Origin of the sequence: Streptomyces sp. NPDC006368 (genome assembly GCF_040612535.1) — a bacterium.
In the GTDB taxonomy this organism is placed as follows: domain Bacteria; phylum Actinomycetota; class Actinomycetes; order Streptomycetales; family Streptomycetaceae; genus Streptomyces.
The window spans coordinates 1-18,758 of the sequence record NZ_JBEXQK010000035.1 but is presented as its reverse complement, the minus strand read 5'-3'; the positions used below and the strand labels follow the sequence as shown (position 1 = coordinate 18,758).

The 18,758-nt window shown below is 72.8% G+C and carries 14 protein-coding genes; 4 read left to right on the top strand and 10 right to left on the bottom strand.

What is annotated here, in order from left to right:
• Positions 1 to 82 precede the first annotated feature (82 nt).
• From ABZZ38_RS22860 to ABZZ38_RS22845, 4 genes are all read right to left on the bottom strand, one after another.
• A complete protein-coding gene (locus ABZZ38_RS22860; RefSeq protein WP_356742898.1) occupies positions 83 to 1,897 on the bottom strand; it encodes an IucA/IucC family siderophore biosynthesis protein in 1,815 nt (604 codons plus the stop codon).
• A gap of 62 nt (positions 1,898 to 1,959) precedes the next feature.
• Positions 1,960 to 2,634, bottom strand: coding sequence for a GNAT family N-acetyltransferase (locus ABZZ38_RS22855; RefSeq protein WP_356742973.1), 675 nt, complete (start codon positions 2,632 to 2,634; stop codon positions 1,960 to 1,962).
• A gap of 105 nt (positions 2,635 to 2,739) precedes the next feature.
• The gene (locus tag ABZZ38_RS22850; RefSeq protein ID WP_356742895.1) at positions 2,740 to 4,755 is read right to left on the bottom strand and encodes an IucA/IucC family protein; all 2,016 of its coding nucleotides are present in this window, start codon (positions 4,753 to 4,755) and stop codon (positions 2,740 to 2,742) included.
• 31 nt (positions 4,756 to 4,786) lie between these two features.
• A complete protein-coding gene (locus tag ABZZ38_RS22845; protein ID WP_356742971.1) occupies positions 4,787 to 6,172 on the bottom strand; it encodes a diaminobutyrate--2-oxoglutarate transaminase family protein in 1,386 nt (461 codons plus the stop codon).
• Positions 6,173 to 6,453: 281 nt separating this feature from the next.
• On the opposite strand from ABZZ38_RS22845, the gene ABZZ38_RS22840 reads away from it, so the two are divergent.
• Both ABZZ38_RS22840 and ABZZ38_RS22835 read left to right on the top strand, forming a co-directional pair.
• Entirely contained in the window at positions 6,454 to 7,629 is a 1,176-nt protein-coding gene (locus ABZZ38_RS22840) for a hypothetical protein (protein WP_356742893.1), read from the top strand.
• A 205-nt stretch (positions 7,630 to 7,834) separates the two neighbouring features.
• Positions 7,835 to 9,013, top strand: coding sequence for a hypothetical protein (locus ABZZ38_RS22835; protein ID WP_356742889.1), 1,179 nt, complete (start codon positions 7,835 to 7,837; stop codon positions 9,011 to 9,013).
• A gap of 104 nt (positions 9,014 to 9,117) precedes the next feature.
• On the opposite strand, the gene hflX is transcribed toward ABZZ38_RS22835, so the two are convergent.
• The 6 genes from hflX to miaA form a co-directional block, all read right to left on the bottom strand.
• Positions 9,118 to 10,623 (bottom strand): GTPase HflX, encoded by a 1,506-nt coding sequence (gene hflX, locus ABZZ38_RS22830; protein WP_356742885.1) that lies wholly within the window; start codon positions 10,621 to 10,623, stop codon positions 9,118 to 9,120.
• Between the two features lie 155 nt (positions 10,624 to 10,778).
• Positions 10,779 to 12,263 carry a M1 family metallopeptidase gene (locus ABZZ38_RS22825; protein WP_356742969.1) on the bottom strand — a complete coding sequence of 495 codons (1,485 nt, stop codon included), beginning with the start codon at positions 12,261 to 12,263 and terminating at the stop codon, positions 10,779 to 10,781.
• 205 nt (positions 12,264 to 12,468) lie between these two features.
• On the bottom strand, positions 12,469 to 14,790 hold the full coding sequence (locus ABZZ38_RS22820; protein ID WP_356742880.1) for an HD domain-containing protein: 2,322 nt from the start codon (positions 14,788 to 14,790) through the stop codon (positions 12,469 to 12,471).
• A gap of 155 nt (positions 14,791 to 14,945) precedes the next feature.
• Positions 14,946 to 15,812, bottom strand: coding sequence for a diaminopimelate epimerase (gene dapF / locus ABZZ38_RS22815; protein WP_356742877.1), 867 nt, complete (start codon positions 15,810 to 15,812; stop codon positions 14,946 to 14,948).
• A 455-nt stretch (positions 15,813 to 16,267) separates the two neighbouring features.
• Positions 16,268 to 16,810, bottom strand: a complete 543-nt coding sequence (locus ABZZ38_RS22810; RefSeq protein WP_356742875.1) for a hypothetical protein — start codon at positions 16,808 to 16,810, stop codon at positions 16,268 to 16,270.
• A 107-nt stretch (positions 16,811 to 16,917) separates the two neighbouring features.
• A complete protein-coding gene (miaA, locus tag ABZZ38_RS22805) occupies positions 16,918 to 17,856 on the bottom strand; it encodes a tRNA (adenosine(37)-N6)-dimethylallyltransferase MiaA (RefSeq protein WP_356742873.1) in 939 nt (312 codons plus the stop codon).
• 183 nt (positions 17,857 to 18,039) lie between these two features.
• Here miaA and ABZZ38_RS22800 point away from each other — a divergent pair, with 183 nt between their 5' ends.
• Together ABZZ38_RS22800 and ABZZ38_RS22795 are read left to right on the top strand one after the other, a co-directional pair.
• Complete coding sequence (locus tag ABZZ38_RS22800) at positions 18,040 to 18,324, top strand: hypothetical protein (protein ID WP_356742871.1); 285 nt, start codon at positions 18,040 to 18,042, stop codon at positions 18,322 to 18,324.
• Positions 18,325 to 18,373: 49 nt separating this feature from the next.
• A complete protein-coding gene (locus ABZZ38_RS22795) occupies positions 18,374 to 18,673 on the top strand; it encodes an antitoxin (RefSeq protein WP_356742869.1) in 300 nt (99 codons plus the stop codon).
• Positions 18,674 to 18,758: the final 85 nt, after the last annotated feature.

Below are 18,758 nucleotides of genomic sequence, written 5' to 3'. Positions count from 1 at the left end.
GACAACCCGACCGCGGTGATCATCACGAATGGACCGCTCGCCCGCCTCACCCGGGCCGCCCCGGCCTTCCCGGCCCCGGTGATCACGCCAGTGGATTGGGGACGGTGCCGTGGACCGCCGCGTGCGGGCGCTCGGGGCGGTCTCGGTAACCGTCCAGATGCAGCCGGTTGCGGTTGAGGCACAGCCTCTCGATGCGCGGCGTGAGCAGGTCGAAGAGCTCGAAGCGGTCCTTGAGTTCCGGGAAGCGCCCCTGGTACCGCAGGATTTCCGCCCGGACGAGTGACCAGAAGTCCCGCTCCGGGACGTTCAGTTGCTCCTCGCACAGCGGCGCGAGGTAACGGAAGACCCCGACGAAGAGACCGGAGTGGATGAACTGCGTCAGGAAGCCGGGCTCCTCGGTGAGGAGGGTCGCGCGTACGTCGTCGGGCATCGTGTCGTGCTCCGGCAGGGGTTGCGCGCTGACGTTGATGTCGTCCACGAAGTCCTTGATCGCGAGCCGTACGGGCACGTCGTGGTCGTCGAAGACGACGACGGCGTTCTCGCCGTGCGGGGAGAACACGGTGCCGTAGCGGTGGAGGAAGTGCAGCAGGGGCGGCAGCAGCGCGGTGAAGAGCCGCTGGAGCCAGACGGCGGGCGCGAGCCCGGAGCGCTCCACCAGTTCGGCGGTGAAGGCGCGGCCGTGGGGGTCGATGTGCAGCAGGGACGCCAGGGTGCGGGCGCGTTCACCGGGCGGCAGGCGCAGCGGTTCGCGCCAGATGGCGCCGAGGAGCTCCTTGTACTGGTACGGGACCTCCGGGAGGTGGTCGTAGAGGGGGTGCTCGACGGCGATCGAGGCGACCTCGCCGAGGAGGATCACACCGCATTCGTCGCGGAGGTACGGGTCGGTGTCGCGCAGCCCGTGGACCCAGGCGGTGACCGCCGGAGCGGCGAGGGTGCGCGCGGTCGGCAGGCCGCGCCAGACGAGGGTGTTGAGGACGGAGAGCGGCAGCTTGACCGTGTGACGGTCGGGGCGGCTGGTGTTGAGGAACGTGCGGACGGACTGCTGCGGCAGCCGCAAATCGTGGTCCGTGCCGAGGGGCACGATGAGGTCGCGGGCGATCGCCGGCGCGTAGAGGGGCAGCAGTACTTCGTCCCACTGCCAGGGGTGGACGGGCAGCAGGAGGTACGCGGCGGGGTCGAGGCCGCGGGCACGGAGCGCGGCGGAGAAGGAGTCGAGTACGGCGGGGTCGAGCTCGCGGGCGTAGAGCTGCTCGGGGCGCTGGAGCCCGGTGACTCCGCGGTAGGCGGCGAGCTCGGTGCTGACGGCGATCCAGGGCAGGCGGGCCGGTCTGCGCGCTTCGGGCGCCCATCGCACCGCGTCGGTGGCGGAGAATCCGATGCGCCCTTTGTTGAGGACGATCCACGGGTGGCCGGTCTGGTGGCCTTCCAGTTCCGCGTAACCGAGGTCGGCGAGCCGGTCCGCGGTGAGCGCGGTGTGGTCGAGCCGGGTGTCGGCGGCGAGCGTGGTGGTCAGCTCGCGGACCAGGTGGCCGAGGGTGGCGCCGTCGAGGGCGAGCAGGCCGCGGGCGAGGGCGAGAAAGCCGAGGGGGTCGGTGAAGGGCTGTCCGTCGCGGGTCACCGAGTCGGATGCGACGCGCCAGCTGCCGTACGCGGTGCGCCGCGCGGTGAAGGCGAGCGTGGAGCCGTCGTCGAGCCGCAGCCGGTACGCGTCGTCGGCGCCGCTCCGCGCGATCGGTTCGATGATCTCCTCGTACGCGAACTCGCCGATCATCTTCGCGAGGAGGCGGCGTGAGGCCCGGTCCCATGCCTGCGCGGTCAGCTCGGGCGGGACGACCGGGGTCGTCGAGGACGGGGCGGGCGGGTCCGCGGAGTCGGGGGCGGCAGGGGACTTCGGCACGGGGACTCCTCGGTGGTGGGACCGATGCGGGCGTGGTGGTGGGGATATGGAGAAGTGCGTGATCACAGCAGGTGTCGCAGGGCTCGGTCGCGGACCATGAGGGCGGCTCGTTTGTCCGGGAGGTCGAGTTCCGCGGAGAAGCGGAAGCCGGCGGTCATGAACGCCGAGATGGACGGGGTGTTGCGCAGGTCGGGTTCCGCGATGACGCGCGTGCAGGCGGGTCGGTGGTCGATGACGAGATCGGCGACGGCTCGCAGGAGGGTGGCGCCGATGCCGCGGCCACGGTCGGCGACGGCGCCGATGAGGAGATGGACGCCGGTGTCGTGCGGGCGGGCGGGGTAGTGCCGGGCCAGCGGGTCGAGGTCGGCGCGGTAGATCTCGAAGTAGCTCATGGGCGCGCCGTTGAGGACGCCCAGGCAGGGCACGCTGCGTCCGTCGCCGTCGAGCTGGGCGCGCAGATGCGCCTCGGTGACGGCTTCGGGGCCGTCCAGTTCCCAGAAGGCGGCGACAGCGGGATCGTTCATCCACCGGGTGATCAGCGGAAGGTCGCGCGCGAGGCGTACCGGGACGAGCCGGAAGGCGCCGGCCGGAGTGGTGGCAGCGCCCCATTCGGCGACCCCGTCGAGGAGATCGCCGTCGGCGGTGGGGTCGGGCGGCTGGTCCGTGGGCGTCAGCTCATCGGCGCCCAGCAGGGCGAGGAGCTCGTCGCGCAGTCGCATGTCCAGGGTGTCCTCCATGCCCGCGCCGGCATGGGTGGTGTGGGTGCTGACTCCGGTGCCGGTGCTCGCATCGGTGGGAGGCACGGGTCGCTCTCCTCTCGGCGGTTGGGGTGGCGCGGTGCTTCAGAGGTGCAGGGGGTTGGTGATGGTGACGTAGACGGACTGGGTGTCGACGGGGCCGACGAGCTCGTCGAGGCCGTGCAGCCGGGTGAGCAGGTTGGCCTTGCAGCGCAGGGTCGGGCTCTCGAGGAGCCGGCTCGGCAGGGGTGAGCCGAGCGCGGTGGCGGAACAGAGGAATTGGCGCAGGGCGGCGAGGAGGAGGCGTTCGTCGGCGAGGTGCTGGGCGCCGAAGGCCCCGATCAGGCCGAGGACGTTGTTGATGCCGAGGTAGTAGGCGAACCGCTCGTCGGTGACGGCGTCCGGGACGAAGGTGTCGCTGTGCGTGCCGATGCCGGGGAGCCGCTGCTCCAGCGCGGCGCGGTGGGACTCGCGGAAGTAGTAGCCCTGGTTGTCGCGGTAGCGGCCGCCGACGGGCCAGCCTTCCGGGTCGAGGATCACCAGGGTGTTCTGCTGGTGGGCCTCCAGGGCGACGCCGGCCGTGCCGTCCAGCCAGAGCACGGGGCGGACGACGTGGTCGAGGTAGCGCAGGAACCACTCGGCGGCGACGGCGCCCGTGGGCCTGCCGGTGCGGGCGGCGAGCCGGGACACGGTGACGGCGAGGCGGGACCGCATCCGCGTGCTGCCGGGCCAGGGGCGCGGCGTGGTGAGGCTAGCGATGCAGACGGCGTCGTCGCCGGGGCCGAAGGGGTTGTGCCGCAGCATCACGTCGAGCCCGGGGACGGGTGCGCCGGAGGGGTCGTCGACGGCGAGCCACGCCGGGTCCCGGATGATGTCGAAACAGGGGTGCGCGGACCGCCACTGCCCGGCGAGCCCGGTGCGCAGCAGGCGGTGTACCTCCACGCCCCGGTGCAGCTCCTTGCGGAGGTTCTCGCGGCGGGAGTTGGTGATGCGGACGCCGAGGGACAGCTTGAGCATGGCGGGGACGCCGGGGCGGTGGACGGTGCGGACGGAGGAGGTGGGGTGCCAGGGGGCGCCGTGCAGGCCGAGGTCGTGAACGAGGCCGGCGGTCATCAGCTCGATGACCTGGGGACGGTGCTGTACGTCGCGGGCCTGCCAGGGGTGCAGGGGCAGCGCGACCGTGCCGTCGGGGAGCGGGAGGCCGCCGGCGAGGCGGGCGGTGAGTTGCTCGGCGGCCAGGGGCCGGCCCTGTTCGGTCCAGGCGGAGTCGGTGGCCAGGACGGAGCGGTCGACGGCCATCCAGTGGAGGGGGAAGGAGCCGTACAGCTCGGGTGCGTACAGGCGGGCCTCGGCGTCGGTGAGCCCCTCGCGGCTCTTGGGTGTCGGGTGGAGCGGGTGCCCGAGCAGGAGGGACTGTTCGGCGGTGAGGAAGAGGTCCGCCTCGGGGGCGGGGGTGGGCTGTCGGCGCCGGTGGGCGATGAACTCGGCCGTGCGGCGCGCGGAGTCGGCGACCCTGGCCACGAGGTCGGCGCCTTCGCGGGAGGTGGGTTCGCGGTCGTCGGGGGTGTGGGCCGCGCGGGTACGGTGCGGACCCTGGTCCTGGCCCTGCCCGGGGCCCGGGGTACGGTCCGGGGCGCGGTCCGGGTTCCCGGCCTCGGCCCCGGCGCGGTCGGTTTCGCGGCTGAGAAGCGCGGCGACCGTCACGGCGTCGGCGGGTGGGGCGCCGCGTGGCGCGGTTTCGAGGGCGGGCGGTCCGAAGCGGTGCCAGCCGGTGGACGACCAGTAGTGCACGGGGACGACCAGGGCGGTCCCGCTGGCGTCGAGCGGGATGCGCAGCAGTGGCCCGGCCGGCTCGGTCAGGTTCTTCTCCCGTACCCAGCAGCGGAGCAGGTTCTCCATGGTCGCCGCGTCCGCCGCGCGGTGGGGGTCGGGGTCGTCGAGGTGGTCGGTGCCCCCCGCCGAGGCGGATGTGTGTCGCTCGGCGTACACCCCCGCCTGCTGGCGCGGCACCGTCGTCGGCTCGACCGTGAGGGGACCGGGGTCCGGCGGGTGCGGTCCTCGGTGGGGGGCGGTGGGGCTGCCGTCGGCGTCGGCTGTTCCGGGCGCGGGAGTGGGGTTCACGGCGGGGGCTTTCTGATGAGGGGGGTCGGGGTCAGCAGGACGGTCCTGTGTCGTTCCCGTGGTGCCGCCAGGAGCGTTCGGCGGCGGTGAGGGCGTCGGCGAAGCGGTCGAGGACCGCCGCGGCCTGCTCGTCGGTGAGGGTCAGGGGTGGCAGGAGGCGTACGACGGCGGCGTGCCGGCCGCCGAGCTCGACGATGAGCCCGCGGTGGAGGCACTCCCGCTGGACGGCGGAGGCGAGGGACGGGGCGGGCGGAGGGGCGCTGTCGTCGGGGCTGTCGGGGCCGTCGGCCGTGGTGTCCGGGTCGACGAGCTCGACGCCGATCATCAGGCCCCGGCCGCGTACGTCGCCGACGCAGGGGTGGCTCGCGGCCAGCCCCCGCAGTTGGGAGAGCATGCGGGCGCCGAGGGTCGCCGCCCGCTCGGCGAGCCTGTTCTCGCGTACGAAGGCGAGGGTGGCCGCGCCCGCCGCCATGGCGAGCTGGTTGCCGCGGAAGGTGCCCGCGTGGGCGCCGGGCTGCCAGGCGTCGAGCGCCGACCTGTAGACGATCACGGCGAGGGGGAGGGAGCCGCCGATGGCCTTGGACAGCACCATCACGTCCGGGACGACACCGCTGTGGTCGACCGCCCAGAACGCTCCGGTGCGGCCCACGCCCGTCTGTACCTCGTCGGCGATGAGCGGAATGGAACGGTCGGCGGTGATCTTCCGCATGCGGCGCAGCCAGGCGTCGGGGGCGGGGATGACACCGCCCTCGCCCTGCACCGGTTCGAGGATCATCCCGGCGGGGGCGGGCACACCGCTCTTGGGATCGTCCAGCAGGTGCCGCGTCCAGTGGGCGGCCAGTTCGGCGCCGCGCTCGCCGCCGACGCCGAAGGGGCAGCGGTAGTCGTGCGGGTAGGGCAGGCGGGTGACCCGCACGTCCGTGGCCCCGCCGGAGACGGCCAGCGCTCCCGCCGTCATGCCGTGGTAGGCGCCGGTGAACGCGAGGAGGCCGTCGCGCCCGGTCGCCGTGCGGACCAGTTTCAGCGCGGCCTCGACCGCGTCCGTGCCGGCCGGGCCGCAGAACTGGACGCGTGCGTCGTCGGCGAGTTCGCGGGGAAGCGTCGCGAACAGCTCGGTGGTGAAGGCGTCCTTGACCGGGGTGGCGAGGTCCAGGACGTGCAGCGGCGCTCCGGAGTCGAGGACCTTTTTGATGGCCTCCAGAACCACGGGGTGGTTGTGCCCCAGTGCCAGCGTCCCCGCTCCGGAGAGGCAGTCCAGATAGCGCCGCCCGTCCGCCCCCTCGATGGTCAGCCCCCTGGCCCGTACCGGGACGATGGGCAGGGACCGCGCGTAGGTACGGGCCGCCGACTCCCGCAGCGCCTGGCGGCGCAGGATGCCTTCGTGTGCGGGGTTCGCCGGGTTCGGGGCGGGGTTCAGGGGGTGCGCCGGGTTCACGGGGTGCGCGGTGGGCGGCGCCACCGTGGCTGGTTCGGTCACGGACACGTTTTCGGGTCCTCCCGGCTGTCATGGTTGCCTGTCCCCCGTCCGTACCAACGACGGCCGCTGTCCGGGATCACGGTCATTCCCTCAGATCCTTCGCGCGGCGGAACCGTGGACCTGCCGCGCGCCGTCCCCAACGGCACCGGCATAGTGGGGGGCCGCACTCCGGTGCCCAGTTGAAGAAGTGCTTGATGAGGAAGTCCCAGGGGGATCACGACATGCGACCCATTCGTCCGCTGCTCGCCGCAGCCTCCGTCGCCGCCGCGCTGGCGCTGACGGCCACTGCCTGCGGGCCGACCGAGGACAACGCGGGCGGCGAGCCCACCGCTTCAGCCGGCCAGGCCTCGGACGGGAAGATCACCATCCCGGACGACCTCAAGGACCGGCTCAAGGAGCACGGGATAGATCTGGACAAGTGGAAGAACGGCGAGTGGAAGAACTGGGACAAGGACACCTGGCTGCGTGAGGCCAAGGACTTCGTCAACCCGATCATCGAGGACCTGTGGGACCCGGACCGGATGCGCGAGGCGGAGGAGCCGCAGCGGCCGGTCGAGGACGGGGACATCTCCGGTGACGCGGGCGTCACGGACCCGACGCCCGAGCCGGTCGACGCGCAGGCTGTGAAGGCCCCGTACCACTCCGGCGCTCCGGAGGCCGGCAAGGTCCTCTTCGACGGCCCCCAGGGCTCGATGGTGTGCTCGGCGACCGTGGTCAAGGACCCGGCGAACCCGGGCAAGTCCAACCTGGTGTGGACGGCGGGCCACTGCGTCCACGCCGGCAAGAACGGCGGCTGGTACCGCAACATCGCCTTCGTGCCGTCGTACAACAACGGCGCCAAGTCGACCGCCGAGCTGGAGAAGGCGTCCCGCGAGGAGATCGCTCCCTACGGTGTGTGGTGGGGCGACTGGGCGCAGACCTCGGAGCAGTGGATCGCGCAGGGCGCCACGACGGGCGGCCAGGGCGCTCCGTACGACTTCGCGGTGATCCACGTGACCCCGGAGAAGGGCGGCAACGGCAAGTCGCTGGAGGAGACGGTCGGTTCGGCGCTGCCGGTGGAGTTCGAAGCGCCGGCCACGCAGAAGATCGCGAGCATGACGGCGACCGGCTACCCCGCGGCGCCGCCGTTCGACGGCGAGAAGATGTTCCAGTGCGAGGACAGGCCGGGACGGCTGTCCATCGAGGCCGGTCAGCCGACGATGCACCGCATCGGCTGCACCATGACCGGCGGTTCGTCCGGCGGCGGCTGGGTCGCGAAGGGCCGGGACGGCAAGCCCGCCCTGGTCTCCAACACCTCCATCGGCCCGGTCACGGCCGGCTGGCTTGCGGGACCGCGCCTCGGCGCCGAGGCGAAGGGCGTGTACGAAGAGGTCAGCAAGAAGTTCGCCGGCCGTTAGGCCGTGTCCGTGGCACGGGCCGGGAGGCGCCTGGTGCCTCTCGTGGAGAGTCCGTGCAGGTGGTGCCGGGTGGCGAGGTCCCCCGGCACCACCTGCATAAAGTAAGGCACATCCTCACGCGGGCGGTCCCGGAAGACCGCCCCTTTGCGTGACACGTTCATGGCAATACGCGGCGTTCGGCCGCGTTTCAGGGGGAGTCTTTCTCATGCGATCCATACGTCCGCCGCTGGCCCTCACCGGCTTGGCCGTGGCCCTCTCGCTGTCGGCCACGGCCTGCGGCCCCGGCCAGGACGCGCCGGTCGACAAGCCGGCCAACGCGGGCCCCTCGGTGGGGCAGGGCGGGCAGGGCGGGGCCGGGATGCCCGCGGACCTGGCCGACAAGCTCAAGGAGCACGGTGTCGACCCGGAGAAGTGGAAGAACGGCGAGTGGAAGAACTGGGACAAGGACACCTGGCTGCGTGAGGCGAAGGACTTCGTCAACCCGGTGATCGAGGGGCTGTGGAAGCCCGAGCGGATGCGGTCCGCCACCTCCCCGAGGAAGACGATGGCCGCCGGTGACATCGCGGGCGACCAGGGCGTCACCGACCCGGAGCCGCGCCCGGTCCGGGCCGAGCCGGAGAAGAAGCCGTACCACCAGAACGCCGCGCCGGTCGGCAAGGTGTTCTTCGACTCCCCCCAGGGCTCGATGGTCTGCTCCGCCACCGTGGTCAAGGACCCGAAGAACCCGGGCAAGTCCAACCTGGTGTGGACCGCGGGTCACTGCGTCCACGCCGGTCGGGCGGGCGGCTGGTACCGCAACATCGCCTTCGTCCCGGCCTACAACGACCTGGGCAAGTCCCCGGCGCGGCTGCGGAACGCGCAGCCGCGGGAGATCGCCCCGTACGGCGTGTACTGGGCGGACTGGGTGGCGACCTCCGGGGAGTGGATCTCGCAGGGCGGTCCGACCGGCGGCGGTGGCGCCCCGTACGACTACGCCGTGATGCACGTGAAGCCCGAGAACGGCACCAAGTCGCTGGAGGAGACCGTCGGCGTCGCCCTCGACATCGACTTCCAGGCGCCGCAGGCCGCCGCTGTCCCCTCGATGGGCGCCTGGGGCTACCCGGCCGCTCCCCCGTACGACGGCGCGCTGATGCACAAGTGCGTCGACCGCCCGGGCCGGCTCTCCCTCAGCCCCGGTACGCCCACGATGTGGCGGATCGGCTGCACCATGACCGGAGGTTCCTCCGGCGGCGGCTGGTTCCGCCAGATGCCGGGCGGCAAGCTGGCGCTCGTGTCGAACACGTCCATCGGCCCGGTCACGGCCGGCTGGCTCGCGGGTCCGCGCCTCGACAAGGGCGCGCAGGACATCTACACGATGATGAGCGACAAGTTCGCAGGCCGGTAGGGCCGGTGGCCCGCACCGCGCGGCCATCGGAACGGCGAAGGCCCGCCCCCTCGCGGAGAGGGGGCGGGCCTTCGGCGTGTTCCCGCGCGGGTACGGCCGCTGGGTCAGTGTGCCGCCGGGACGTACGGCGCCAGCGAGGAGGCCAGCTCCTCGTGCACCCGCCCCTTGAGGAGCGTGCCCTCCGGGGTGTGCTCCTCGGAGATCACCTCGCCCTCGGCGTGCACCCGCGAGACCAGCCCGCCCTCGGTGTACGGCACGAGCGCCTCGATCTCGACCCGCGGGCGCGGCAGCTCGGCGTCGATCAGCGCGAGCAGCTCGTCGATGCCCTTGCCGGTCCGCGCCGACACCGCGATCGAGTGGCGCTCGATGCGCAGCAGCCGCTGCAGTACGACCGGGTCGGCGGCGTCCGCCTTGTTGATCACCACGATCTCGGGCACGTCCGTCGCGCCGACGTCACGGATGACCTCGCGCACGGCGGCCAGCTGCTCCTCCGGCGCCGGGTGCGAACCGTCCACCACGTGCAGGATCAGGTCGGAGTCGCCGACCTCCTCCATGGTGGAGCGGAACGCCTCGACGAGGTGGTGCGGCAGGTGCCGTACGAACCCGACGGTGTCCGCCAGCGTGTACAGGCGGCCGCTCGGCGTCTCGGCCCGGCGCACGGTCGGGTCGAGGGTGGCGAACAGGGCGTTCTCCACCAGCACGCCCGCGCCCGTCAGACGGTTGAGCAGCGAGGACTTGCCCGCGTTGGTGTATCCGGCGATGGCGACGGACGGGACCTTGTTGCGCCGGCGCTCCTGGCGCTTGATCTCGCGGCCGGTCTTCATCTCCGCGATCTCCCGGCGCATCTTCGCCATCTTCTCGCGGATGCGGCGCCGGTCCGTCTCGATCTTCGTCTCACCGGGACCACGCGTGGCCATACCGCCACCCGAGGAACCGGAGCCACCGCCACCCATCTGCCGGGACAGCGACTGACCCCAGCCGCGCAGCCGAGGGAGCATGTACTGCATCTGCGCCAGGGAGACCTGCGCCTTGCCCTCTCGGGACTTGGCGTGCTGGGCGAAGATGTCGAGGATCAGGGCGGTCCGGTCGACCACCTTGACCTTGACGACGTCCTCGAGGTGGATCAGCTGGCCGGGGCTGAGCTCACCGTCGCAGACGACGGTGTCGGCTCCGGTTTCGAGCACGATGTCACGGAGCTCGTTCGCCTTGCCCGAACCGATGTAGGTGGCCGGGTCCGGCTTGTCGCGGCGCTGGATCACTCCGTCGAGCACGAGGGCACCCGCCGTCTCGGCGAGGGCCGCCAGCTCCGCGAGGGAGTTCTCCGCGTCCTGCACGGTCCCCGAGGTCCACACGCCGACCAGCACCACACGCTCCAGGCGCAGCTGCCGGTACTCGACCTCGGTGACGTCCTCAAGCTCGGTGGAGAGGCCCGCCACACGCCGCAGCGCCGCTCGCTCGGAGCGGTCGAACTGGTCGCCGTCACGCTCTCCGTCGATCTCGTGGCTCCAGGCGACGTCCTCTTCCATCAGGGCATCGGCCCGAAGGCTCTCGGTGCGGGTGGTGTCCGCGAAGCTCTGTGCGTCCTGGGAAGGGGAAGAGGAGGAGGTCATTGGATCCTTACGTCGTTGAGATTCTCGGTTCGTCAGTCACAACGCGTGACTCAGCCGGATCATTCCCGGATCGGATCCCGGCAAGCAAGCCAGGCCCGGCAGCGCCGCCGACATGGTGATGGTCGCACGGTCCCGCCGGACCCGTCACGTGGATTTCAGCGCTTCACCGCCGCGTCCATGGCCTCCTTCGGGGCCTTGGCCGGGGACGTCGTCAGTGCCTTCGTCCGTGCCTCGGCCGGGGTCTTCGCGGGGGTCTTCGCCGGGGCCTTGCTCCGCCAGTCCGGGTGGCCCGGCATGGCCGGGGTCTTCTCGCCGTACAGCCAGCCGCGCAGGAAGGTGCTCAGGTCGCGACCGGCGACCTCGGACGCGAGGGCGACGAAGTCCGCCGTGCTCGCCGTCCCGTGCGCGTGCTCCGTCACCCAGCGCCGTTCCAGCCGCTGGAAGGCGTCCTTGCCGATCTCCTGCCGCAGCGCGTACAGCACCAGGGCGCTGCCGTCGTAGACGACCGGCCGGAACAGGCTGATCTTCTGACCGGGCGCCGGCGGCTTCGGGGCCGCCGGAGGTCCGCCCGCCGCCCGCCAGCCGTCGGACGCCGTGTAGGCGTTCCGCATCCGCTGCTCCAGCGGCTGCTTGGCGGTCTCCTCGGCGTACAGGGCCTCGTACCAGGTGGCGTGCCCCTCGTTGAGCCAGAGGTCGGACCAGGTACGGGGCGAGACGCTGTTGCCGAACCAGTGGTGGGCCAGCTCGTGGACCATCACCGAGTCGATGTACCACTTCGGGAAGTCACCGTTGGTGAACATGGAGCGCTCGAAGAGGGAGAGTGTCTGGGTCTCCAGCGCGAAGCCGGTGTGGGCGTCGGCCAGGAGCAGCCCGTACGTCTCGAAGGGGTAGCGACCGACCTGCCGTTCCATCCACTCCAGGTGGCCCGGTGTCCTCTCCAGCCAGGGCTCCAGTAGCTGCGCGTCGGCGGTCGGCACGACGTCCCGCAGGGGCAGGCCGTGCGGGCCGGTGCGTTCGACGACGGTGGAGCGGCCGATGGAGACCTGGGCCAGCTCGGTCGCCATGGGCTGGGCGGTCCGGTACAGCCACGTCCGGTTCTCGCCCAGCGTGGCCCGTGCGACCCGGCGCCCGTTGGCGACGGCCGTCAGCTCCTTGGGCGCGGTGATACGGAAGGTGAAGTACGCCTTGTCCGCCGGATGGTCGTTGCCGGGGAAGACCCGGTGGGCGGCGTCGGCCTGGTTGGCCATCGCCAGTCCGTCGGCGGTGCGGACCCAGCCACCCGCCGCCTCGGGGCCGCTCGGGTCACTGGTGTGGGCGACGGAGATGGACAGCGGGGCTCCCTCGTCGACCGGCTCGGCCGGTTCGATGACGAGGTCCTCGCCGCTGCTCGCGAACTCGGCGGGCAGCCCGTTGACCCGGACGGCCCGGACGGTGCCGTGTGTGAAGTCGAGGTTGACCCGCTCCAGTCGCTCGGTCACCCGGGCGTCGATCCTGGTGACGGCGTCCAGCGGCTTGGTGTTGTCACCGTGGTAGGTGAACGAGATGTCGTACGCGAGGACGTCGTAGCCGGGGTTCCCGAGGTGGGGGAAGAGCGTGTCGCCGATGCCGAGCGGCTGGGGCGAGGGCACGGCGGCGGCCATCAGGCCCGCCGACGCCAGGGTCACCAGGGCTGCCCGCAGGCGCCGGGAGGATCGGGACGGGCGGGAGGATCGGGACGGTTCGGAGGATCGGGACGCTTCAGGTGTGAGGACCATGGCCAACCGCTACCAGCGCGCCGTCCCCGGGCCGCGACGGCGCGCGCCCGGCGCACGCCCTACGCACCCGAACGGCGTCGCGCGCCTGCGCTCAGCGGGCGCGCGCCGGGCGCTGGGCGCGACTGACGTCGTACACGCCCGCCACGTCGCGCATCGCACGCATCAGGGCGGGGAGCTGGGCCGCGTCCGGGAGCTGGAGCGTGTAGGTGTGCCGGACGCGCTGCTCGCTGGGCGGTTCGACGGTGGCCGAGACGATCGCGGCGCCCGCCGTGGCGATGGCCTCGGTGAGGTCGGCGAGCAGCCGGGGCCGCCCGAACGCCTCGGCGACCAGGGTGACCCGGCACTCGGCCGCGCCGCCCCAGCGGACGGTCACGGGCGCCCGCCCGAGGGCCTGCATGCGGCGTACGGCGGAGCACTCGACGCGGTGGACGGTGACGTGCCCGCCGCGTACCGCGAAGCCGGTGACCGCGTCGGGCGGTACGGGGGTGCAGCAGCGGGCCAGGCGGACGGGCGCGTCGGGGAGGTCGACGACGAAGGCGTTCGAGGCGTCGTCGTACCGCGCGGGGTCGGGGGCGGGGCGCGGGGCTCGGCGGGTGGCGGGCGGGGGGACCTCCCCGGCGGGCGGTGCGCAGAGGGGCGTGGACCGGCGCCCGGCCCGGGATGCCGCGGACGGCGGGCCGGAGGTGGCGGCCGGGGCCTTCGCGCCCTCCGGGTGCGCCGCCAGCCAGCCGGCGATGGCGATCCGCGCGGCCGGGGTGCGGGCGTGCTCCAGCCAGTCGGGCGAGGGGCCCGCGGCGCTGTCCTGGGCACTGTCCTGGGAGGCGTCCGGCGGGACGGCGGAGCCCTCGGCGAGCAGCAGTTGCACGGTGTCGCCGTCGTTCAGCACCGTACCGAGCGAGGCCAGGCGGCCGTTGACCCGCGCGCCCACGCACGCGTGGGCCGCCTCGCCGTACTGCGCGTACGCGGCGTCCACGCAGGTCGCCCCGCCCGGCAGCGCGAGGGTGCCGCCGTCGGAGCGGAACACGGTGATCTCACCGTCCTGCGCCAGGTCGGCGCGGAGCGAGGTCCAGAAGGTGTCGGGGTCGGGGGCGGACTGCTGCCACTCCAGCAGCCGCGACAGCCAGCCCGGCCGCGTCGGGTCGACGCGCTCGCCGTCCTCGGCGGGGGCGCCCGGCTCCCCGTCGGCCGGTGAGGCGCCCTCGGCCGGTGGTGCGGACTTGAGCGGTGGGGCGGCATCGGCCGGTGAGGTGGCCTGGGCCGGTGAGGCGCCTTCCGGCGGTGAGGCGTACGGGTTGCCCAGGGCGACGACGCCCGCCTCGGCGACCTTGTGCATCCGGTGCGTACGGATGAGGACTTCGGCGACCGCGCCGTCGGGTGCGGCCACGGCCGTGTGCAGCGACTGGTAGAGGTTGAACTTGGGCGCCGCGATGAAGTCCTTGAACTCGGAGATCACGGGCGTGAAGCAGGTGTGCAGCTCGCCAAGCACCCCGTAGCAGTCGGCGTCCTCGCCGACCAGCACGAGCAGCCGTCCGTAGTCGGTGCCGCGCAGTTCGCCGCGCTTGAGCCTGACCCGGTGCACGGAGACGAAGTGGCGGGGCCTGATGAGGACTTCGGCGGTGATGCGGGCTTCGCGCAGTACGGCCCGGACGTCGTCGGCGATGGCGGCGAGGGTGTCCTGTCCCGCGGCGGCGTGATCGGCGATGAGGGCGCGGGTGTTCTCGTACTCGGCGGGGTGGAGGATGGCGAAGACCAGGTCCTCCAGCTCGGTCTTGAGCGCCTGCACGCCGAGCCGTTCGGCGAGCGGGATGAGGACGTCGCGGGTGACCTTGGCGATCCGCGCCTGTTTCTCCGGGCGCATGACGCCGAGGGTGCGCATGTTGTGCAGCCGGTCGGCGAGTTTGATGGACATGACGCGCACGTCGTTGCCGGTGGCGACGAGCATTTTGCGGAAGGTCTCGGGCTCCGCGGCGGCGCCGTAGTCGACCTTCTCCAGTTTCGTCACGCCGTCGACCAGGTAACAGACCTCGTCACCGAACTCCTCCCGGACCTGATCGAGCGTCACATCCGTGTCCTCGACGGTGTCGTGGAGGAGGGACGCGGTCAGGGTCGTGGTCTCGGCGCCCAGTTCGGCGAGGATCAGCGTGACGGCGAGCGGGTGCGTGATGTACGGCTCGCCGCTCTTGCGGAACTGACCGCGGTGCGAGGCCTCGGCGAGTACGTACGCCCGGTGCAGCACGGTCAGGTCCGCGTCGGGATGGTGGGCGCGGTGGGCGTCGGCGACGTGGCTGATGGCGTCGGGCAGCCGGTCCCGGGTCGCGGGACCCAGCAGTGCGGCGCGGCCGAGCCTCCGGAGATCGATCCTCGGGCGGCCGCGCCGGGGGCTGGGCGCTGGGTTGGTGGCCTCTGCGCTCATGGGGGCACCTCCGGCGGTCGACCGGCGGTGGACGGGCACGGTGTGCCCGCGGGGCCGGTGCTTGATGCTACCGACCCCACCACGGAGCGCTGACCAGCTCTCGCTCAGCGTGAACTCAATCACCCATTCGAGCGAAGCTACGGCCGGTTACCGTTTCAGCCCGCGGCGACCCATGCCGGGTCGATACGTCCCTCGGCGACGATCACGGCCGGGCCGGTCATCTCGATCTCGCCGTCCGGGTGCTCGGTGATCACGAGGGTGCCGCCGAGGACGTCCACGGTGTACGTCACGGGCGTGCCTGTCGCCGCCGGGTCCGCGCCGTCCCGCCGGGCCGCCGCGACGGCCACCGCGCACGCGCCCGTGCCGCACGAGCGGGTCTCGGCGGCGCCGCGCTCATGGACGCGCATGGCCACGTGGCGAACGCCGCGGTCGGCGACGAACTCGATGTTCACGCCCTCCGGATAGACGGCGGCGGGGGCGTACGGCGGCTCGCTCAGCAGGTCCCCGGCGTGCGCCAGGTCCTCGACGAAGGCCACGGCGTGCGGATTGCCCATGTTGACGTTCCGCGCGGGCCAGCTGCGACCGCCGACGGTGACCGTGACCCCCTCCTCGGGCAGCCGGGCGCGGCCCATGGCGACGGTGACGTCGCCGTTCTTGGCGAGGTGGACGCGCTTGACGCCGTCGCGCGTGGCGACGGCGACGTCACCGGCCGTGACATGGCCGGCGTGCTGGAGGTACCGGGCGAAGACGCGGACGCCGTTGCCGCACATCTCGGCGACCGAGCCGTCGGCGTTGCGGTAGTCCATGAACCACTCGGCCTCGGAGGCCATGTCCCGCGCCTCGGGGTGGGCGGCGGACCGGACGGCGTGCAGCAGCCCGTCGCCGCCGATGCCGGCCCGGCGGTCGCAGATCCGGGCGACCGCGGACGCGGGCAGGTCGATGGCGTTGTCCGGGTCGGGCACGATGACGAAGTCGTTCTCGGTGCCGTGGCCCTTGAGGAAGACGATCGGTGCGGTGGTCACGGCACCAATCGTACGGGTGGGGTACGCCACCGAGCGGGGCCGGGGACGACCTGCGCGCCCGGCGTCCCGGGCGCTTTCAGGGGTCGACTCGCCCCGGGGGGGAGGGAGAGCGATGGCGCGGGGCGCCGGGTGGCGCGGGTGCCGGGTGGCGCGGGCGCCGGGTCGCGCGGGCGCCGGGCCTCGCGGAGTCCGACGTTCCGGGTGCCGGGTCGCGCGGGGCCGGACCTCTGGGTCCCGGGATTCTTCACGGGGGTCGGCTGGCCTCCTGAGCGGCGGGGTCGCACAGGGGGCCGGATCCTCCGGGGACGGGTGGCGCGGGCCCCGGGCCTCGCGGAGGCCGGACCCTCCGGGGCGCGCGGGGCCGGAACTTCGGGCCCTGGGTGCGCTCCCCGGGGCGCGGGGCCCCCGGCGAGGCTGGGCGGCGAAGGCGGATGCGGACGTGGAGGACGGTGGCCTCAGCGGAGGCGGGCGACCCGCCAGACCGCCAGGGCGACGAGGACGGCCACCCCGGCGACGTACAGGGCGATCACGCGCCAGTCGGGGCGTTCGCCGGAGCCGCGGGCCGGCAGGCCCGGCCAGGTGTACCCGACACGGCGCGCCGCCATCATGCCCCACCCCGCGGCGCAGCCGCAGAGCAGCAGGCCGAGCATGGCGAGGACCGCACCGCCGTCACCCGAGCCGAAGGCGAGGGGGAAGCCGAACATCAGGGAGCCGATCACGCCGAGACCCACGATGGGGGCGAGCTGCCAGATGCGCAGCTTGCGCTGCGGACGCAGTTCGACCTCGACCTCGTTCGGGGCGATCTCCTGGACCCCGTCCTCGTTCAGCTCGGGGCCGTCCGGACTCAGGCCCGGCACGTCGGCCACGCGCGCGTCGCTCCGCGCCGGGGCCGCACCCGACCCCGTGCCATCAGGTCCCGTGCCACCGGGTCCCGTGCCATCCGGTGCCATGTCGTCCGGTGCTTCGTACTGTTCTCTGTCGCGAGGGCCGGCCTCCATCGCCACGCGCCCTCCCAACTCGGACTCCACTGGTCGATCGATGCTCGATGATGGCACGGCCCCGGCCGCCGGAATGACGGGCAGGGCGTCCCGATGCCATCACGTGATCAGGCTGTAACCGCTCGTTCGACCAACGACAGCGCCTGCCGCGGCAGTTCCGGGCGGTTGGCGGCGGCGCCGCTGAGCCAGTGGACGCGCGGATCACGGCGGAACCAGGAGTCCTGGCGGCGCGCGAAACGCTTGGTGGCGCGTACGGTCTCGGCGCGCGCCTCCTCCTCGGTGCACTCCCCCGCGAGGGCGGCCAGCACCTGCTGGTAGCCGAGCGCGCGGGAGGCGGTGCGGCCCTCGCGCAGCCCGCGCTCCTCCAGCGCCCGCACCTCGTCGACGAGCCCGGCCTGCCACATGCGGTCCACGCGCACCGTGATCCGGTCGTCGAGTTCCGGCCGCTCGACGTCGACGCCGATCTGGACGGTGTCGTAGACCGAGTCGGGGCCGGGAAGGTTGGCGGTGAAGGGCTTGCCCGTGATCTCGATGACCTCCAGGGCGCGGACGATGCGGCGGCCGTTGCTCGGCAGGATGGCGCGCGCGGCGTCCGGGTCGGCGGCGGCCAGGCGGGCGTGCAGGACTCCGGAGCCGTGCTCTTCGAGTTCGGTTTCGAGGCGGGCGCGGATGGCCGGGTCGGTGCCGGGGAATTCGAGGGCGTCGATGGCGCCGCGCACGTACAGGCCGGATCCGCCGACGAGGACGGGCGTACGGCCTTCGGCGAGCAGCCGGTCGATCTCCGCGCGGGCGAGCTTTTGGTACTCGGCGACGCTGGCCGTCTCCGTCACGTCCCAGATGTCGAGGAGGTGGTGCGGGACGCCGCCCCGTTCCTCGGGCGTCAGTTTGGCGGTTCCGATGTCCATCCCCCGGTAGAGCTGCATGGAATCGGCGTTGACGACCTCGCCGCCGAGTTGCCGGGCGAGGAAGACACCCAGATCGGACTTTCCGGCCGCGGTGGGACCGACGACGGCGATGACCCGCGGGGCGGGAGCTGCGCTTCTCACCGCCCCAGTCTCGCAAACCTGGTGGCCCGTCCCCGAACGAGTTACGTGACGACCCGGGATCGGGGTCGTTGCCTGTTGCGAGGTTCCGACCGCCGGTTTGCAGAACCGGCTCCACCGGGCGACGCAATGGGACGCTCCGGACGGCGCGGAATTTCGCCCACACGAGTACGCTATGGAGTAGATATGGGCGTTTTTGCACGGTTTCGCCGAAAGGGCAAGGAGTCTGCCGCGGCATCGGCCGAGGAGACGTCGGCCTCTCCCCTGACGGCGGACGCGGAGCCCGCGGCGGAGGAGACCGGGACCCCGCAGACCGACACCCCGGAGGCAGCGGCCTCGGGGGCGAAGGAATCGGAGCCGGCCGAGGCCGCGGAGGGGCCGGAGGCCGGGGCTGCCGAGGTGGAGATCCCGAAGCAGCAGTCCGCCGAGGAGGCGGCGGACAACGAGGCCGGTGAAGGCGCGCGTAAGTAGCCCCGCTTACGACGGCATCCACGACGGCATCTCCGAGGGAAGGTGACCCATGGGCTTCCTGGATCAGTTGAAGGCCAGACTCGGCCCTGCCAGGGAGAAGGTCTCCGGTCTCGCGCAGCAGCACGAGGGGAAGATCGACCACGGGCTCGACAAGGCCGCACAGATGGTCGACCGGAGGACCAAGGGCAAGTACAGCGACAGGATCCAGTCCGGTACGGGCAAGGCCAAGGACGCGCTGGGCCGGATCGCCCACAAGGACGACGGTGGCGGCGCGCCGCCGCCTGCCCAGCCGGGCCCACCGGGCCCCCCACCGGCCCAGCCCGGCCCGCCGACCCCGCCGGTCTCCTGACCTCGGCCTCAGTCGGCACAAGCGCGGTACCGCGCAGAGAGCGCAACGGCGGACGGCCGCGAAGCACGATGATGGCTTCGCGGCC

Bases quoted from the DNA above. Each gene is read 5' to 3' on its own strand.
- ABZZ38_RS22855 (WP_356742973.1), bottom strand. From the start codon at position 2,634: ATGGAGGACACCCTGGACATGCGACTGCGCGACGAGCTCCTCGCCCTG.
- ABZZ38_RS22840 (WP_356742893.1), top strand. From the start codon at position 6,454: ATGCGACCCATTCGTCCGCTGCTCGCCGCAGCCTCCGTCGCCGCCGCG.
- ABZZ38_RS22835 (WP_356742889.1), top strand. From the start codon at position 7,835: ATGCGATCCATACGTCCGCCGCTGGCCCTCACCGGCTTGGCCGTGGCC.
- hflX (WP_356742885.1), bottom strand. From the start codon at position 10,623: ATGACCTCCTCCTCTTCCCCTTCCCAGGACGCACAGAGCTTCGCGGAC.
- ABZZ38_RS22825 (WP_356742969.1), bottom strand. From the start codon at position 12,263: ATGGCCGCCGCCGTGCCCTCGCCCCAGCCGCTCGGCATCGGCGACACG.
- ABZZ38_RS22820 (WP_356742880.1), bottom strand. From the start codon at position 14,790: ATGAGCGCAGAGGCCACCAACCCAGCGCCCAGCCCCCGGCGCGGCCGC.
- ABZZ38_RS22810 (WP_356742875.1), bottom strand. From the start codon at position 16,810: ATGGAGGCCGGCCCTCGCGACAGAGAACAGTACGAAGCACCGGACGAC.
- ABZZ38_RS22800 (WP_356742871.1), top strand. From the start codon at position 18,040: ATGGGCGTTTTTGCACGGTTTCGCCGAAAGGGCAAGGAGTCTGCCGCG.
- ABZZ38_RS22795 (WP_356742869.1), top strand. From the start codon at position 18,374: ATGGGCTTCCTGGATCAGTTGAAGGCCAGACTCGGCCCTGCCAGGGAG.